This is a genomic window from Vibrio sp. V19_P1S1T109, from assembly GCF_002241375.1.
Taxonomy (GTDB): Bacteria; Pseudomonadota; Gammaproteobacteria; order Enterobacterales; family Vibrionaceae; genus Vibrio; species Vibrio anguillarum.
Window position 1 is genome coordinate 1 of the sequence record NZ_NDIM01000055.1, and the last position, 4,030, is coordinate 4,030.

Genomic DNA, 4,030 nt, shown 5'->3' on the forward strand with positions numbered 1-4,030 from the left:
TTCACTATTACTGCTCTAACTGCGGCCATGCTGGCCGGTTTCGCTCACGCTGATGTTCCTGTTGGGGAAGGCGAAGGAAGTAAAATTTATACTTTCGATATTGGTACTACACTTAATGAGACTCTTAGTGTTGACTTTCTTTTCAATGGTCAAACCGTTAAACCTGATCAGCAATACCAATATACAATGAGCTCACCTGGGGCATCTATAGTTCCTGGTTATGTTCCAGGCGGTAGGTCTATGTATACTGCTATTATGAAAGACCATGTGCTTTCTTCTAATGTCAGTGCTAACTCTTTTACTTTAAGATTCCATAACACACAGCCGATGACATTTGATGACGGTAATACTACTGTCAACTGTCTAGATGTAGGGGCTACCTCTTGCGGGGTACGACATGAGGCATGGGTAGAGGGTATTACAAACTGGGCACAAATCTCTGAGGGAGATATTGTTGCAACTGGCTTCCAAGCAGGGCGACCTTTTAAAGGTTTTTATGTTGTCCATTATCATAGTGATTCAAAACTTAGTTTCCCCTCAGGCGATTATAGTGAACAATGGCAGTTAACGGTTACACCTGAAATTTAACTTGTCTATACCTTCATCGATATATATGTATAGAGCCGCTTATTATAGTGGCTCTTAATACCTCAAACATCATATAACCAGCATGTTTTACACCAGCATGTTTTACATAGTCAATAGGTCCACCAATGAAGATTCATCAATTTCTTGCCAATATAATTGTTGCAGGGCTTCCTTTACTCACTAACTCAGCGATGGCAGCTTATTTTGAAATCTCGCCAATATTTCATGACACTCAAGGTGAACGTGTTAATTACAGTCTTACCTCACAAAATAAAACTGATGACCAATATATTAAAGTTAACGTAACAAAAATTTTGTCACCTAATAATGACGATGAGCAAGAAGTTGCGATAAATTCATTACGTGATATTCGGGTTATTCCTGACAAGTTGATTTTAAAGCCCAACGATCAACGTCGAGTACAAGTGTTGGTACTTGATCAGGATATCGACACGGAACAAGTATATCGTATTTATTTTGAGCAAGTGACAGCAGACCAATATCACGGCTCAGCACGTGAAGACAATGATATTTCAGCCACTACAGGGGTCAGCTTATCATTAGGCGGGGTAATTCGTGTGCAGCCGAAAGAAAATAAGCCAAACATCGTCGCCAATGATGATCATATCGTTAACCAAGGCAATTCACATTTTCAGATCGTATCAGAGTGTATCGGTACGAGTATGGCTGATTGTGCATGGGAAAAGCCAGAAACCAATATCAATATTTACCATAATAACTACTATCAGTGGCAAACCCGTGATGATAAGCCGGTAGCTGCGATTAACTACCGCTACCCTCATCAACTTAATAAATTGTTGACACTCAAGAAAGATCGCTAGTCCTATTGCATTGTTTATTTAGTAAGGTTTCGAAATGTTTTTAAATAAAAAAACACGTCAACAATGGTTGTCGCTGTTAATTCTTATACCTTCTGCATCGGTACTCGCGGTTCCTGCTGGTTTCGAAGCTTTGCTTGAACAACGTAATGAAGTCGTTGAACTTCAGTATAATAATACTTTTATGGGCTATTTTCAGGTTGCAATAAACCACGATACATTGACGTTTCTTGAACCACAGCTTGTATTTAATGACTTGAAATCAATGGTACAGGAAGTGCATCATCAGGCATTTCAAAATAAATTAAGCGCTGATTTTCCATTGGTCAATGAACGCTACTGCGCGATTCAACCAAGTAAATGTGATATTAAATCCAATAAAGTCTTACCCGTTTACGATCAAGACGCGCTGTCGATCAATATCAACATCGATGCGGATTGGCTTAATCAGCGGACTGACACGGGCTATTATCGCACCGCAGACAGACGCCAAAAGCGCGCGTGGTTACAGTCGTTAAACCTTTCAACTCAAACTGGGTTTGATGATACTTATCAACTCGGTTTACGTGGCAACACCACTATAGGGTTAGCTAATCATACCTATGCTGCATTTGAGTCTAGCATCAGCAACACGCATGATGAAACAAACAGTGCCATTGATTCTGCGTACTTAAGGCATGATTTTGATCAACGCTGGTATCTAAAAGCTGGGAAATTAGCCAGTTACTCGGCAAATCGCTCGAGTGAGGGTGGCTTTAATCATCAGCTTTTGCCAAACAACACTGTCAATGGCCTGCAATTTGGCACTGGTATGCAGTTTTATCAAGCACCAACTGCTGAATTTGGTCAGCAAGATATCGATATCTTTAGCGCAACAGGCGGTAAAGCCGATTTCTATCTGTATGGCGTGCTCATTCATTCTCAGGCACTCAATCCCGGCTATAACCAAATTCGCCGCAACGATCTCCCTTCTGGCAGTTTTGATGTTGAAGTGAAAATCTTTGAAGGTGCAGAGTTTTCACGCACTGAAGTTTATTCACTTCAAAGCCCATTGAGGGTGAGCGATGGCCGCGCGCAGTGGTTATTAAAATTCGGTCAAACTGAACAAAGTGACCAATCCGTTGTTGAGTTAGCTACATGGTTACCGCTTGCAGATAAAAACCTATGGCTAAGTGATATCTCGTTGGCATCACAAATCAGCCGAGATCATTGGTTAAGCGAAATCGGCTTATCAGCAACTGATACTTTTGCATTCACTCCTGAAATCATCTCAAGATGGTCTTTTAACGGGCGTTTTATTACTGGCCAGGAAAACGGTAACCAAATTCAAGGTTGGAGCTTAACCAATAGCATAAATCTGGATAAATTAAGCTTAACAGCTGAAAACCGCTATATTAATCAAGATAGCTGTATCAGTTCAGGTCGCTATACCTGCATGGATCAATGGCGAGTTAATGCAGGTACAAACTTGTTGGGTAACAATGTACGAGTCGGTTATGACGTAACCGAGCGACGTTATGATCAGTTACAGCGTCCGGATGCAAAAATTTCTCGTCGCAGTATCAGTTTGGGTCGTAATTTTAGATTTTCTGATCTTAACAGTAATTTAAGTGCGACCTGGTCAGAGAGCCGATCGAAAGCTAAAGACACCGATAGCGTTTTTTATATGAATTTATCATTATCGTTACGTAACACCGATGATTCGTATTATTCATCAATTACCTATAACAACGGTGATAAGGCTATTAATGCAGGCTATAGTCGAAGTGGAAAAAACAATGATCAGCTAAACCTCCGTCTTGAGCAATATGATAACGGTAACGTCAATCTGTCTGGAAATGTGAACAGAAACTTTAATGAATTAGGCTCCTTGTCTGGGGTTGCATACATGAGTCGTAACGAGAAAAAAAGCAAAGAATCGGCATATCTTGGATACTCAATGGGTTTTTCACTAGATGAGGATGGACAGTTTGCAATGGGACGAAGTGGAATTAATGACCATAGTGCCGCTGTTATTGTTGAAAGTGATTCTGGAGAGCCGGTAGCGCATTCAGTCAGTGGATTAGGTTCTGAAACAGACTCTCAGCCAATACTTCCACGAACAATGCATCCTATTTCTGGTTATCAAGAAAATACATACCGTATTTCTGAAAGCAATATATCCCATGGTTCAGGGGTTCAGTCATTACTAACTGGAACCGATAAGCGAAATGTTTTTTTAACTCCGGGTAACATATTGATCCATAAATTAAAAACAGATACTCAATATTTTTACATTGGATCTATTCATGATCACAAGAATTTGATAACAAGTAAAATCGAAAACAAACAGATATCAATGGTAGATATCGATAGTGATGGAAACTTTCTTATTCAAGCAAGTGAAAAGCTCGATGGTTTAACTATGCGAAATGAAGATGAACGTTGGTATTGTTCATTTGTTAATGTTGAAGATATTAACGGCATCCACCAAATAAACGCTCTAACATGCTCTAAGGTTGACTAAATGAATTACAAAATTATATTTCCAACGTTACTACTTTTCTCTAGTATGTCACAAGCTACTGAGCGTGTTATCTATGGAAATTTCATTGATGCTATTG

At 39.8% G+C, this 4,030-nt stretch carries 3 protein-coding genes; all 3 read left to right on the forward strand.

Annotated features, from left to right (window positions below; all coding sequences use genetic code 11):
* The coding region (locus B9J87_RS17705) for a hypothetical protein (RefSeq protein WP_176429465.1) at positions 1–588 on the forward strand (588 nt) is incomplete at its 5' end.
* A 125-nt stretch (positions 589–713) separates the two neighbouring features.
* Positions 714–1,430 (forward strand): hypothetical protein, encoded by a 717-nt coding sequence (locus B9J87_RS02705; RefSeq protein ID WP_094149313.1) that lies wholly within the window; start codon positions 714–716, stop codon positions 1,428–1,430.
* 34 nt (positions 1,431–1,464) lie between these two features.
* Complete coding sequence (locus B9J87_RS02710; RefSeq protein ID WP_094149314.1) at positions 1,465–3,933, forward strand: TcfC E-set like domain-containing protein; 2,469 nt, start codon at positions 1,465–1,467, stop codon at positions 3,931–3,933.
* Positions 3,934–4,030: the final 97 nt, after the last annotated feature.

Bases quoted from the DNA above. Each gene is read 5' to 3' on its own strand.
- B9J87_RS02705 (WP_094149313.1), top strand. From the start codon at position 714: ATGAAGATTCATCAATTTCTTGCCAATATAATTGTTGCAGGGCTTCCT.
- B9J87_RS02710 (WP_094149314.1), top strand. From the start codon at position 1,465: ATGTTTTTAAATAAAAAAACACGTCAACAATGGTTGTCGCTGTTAATT.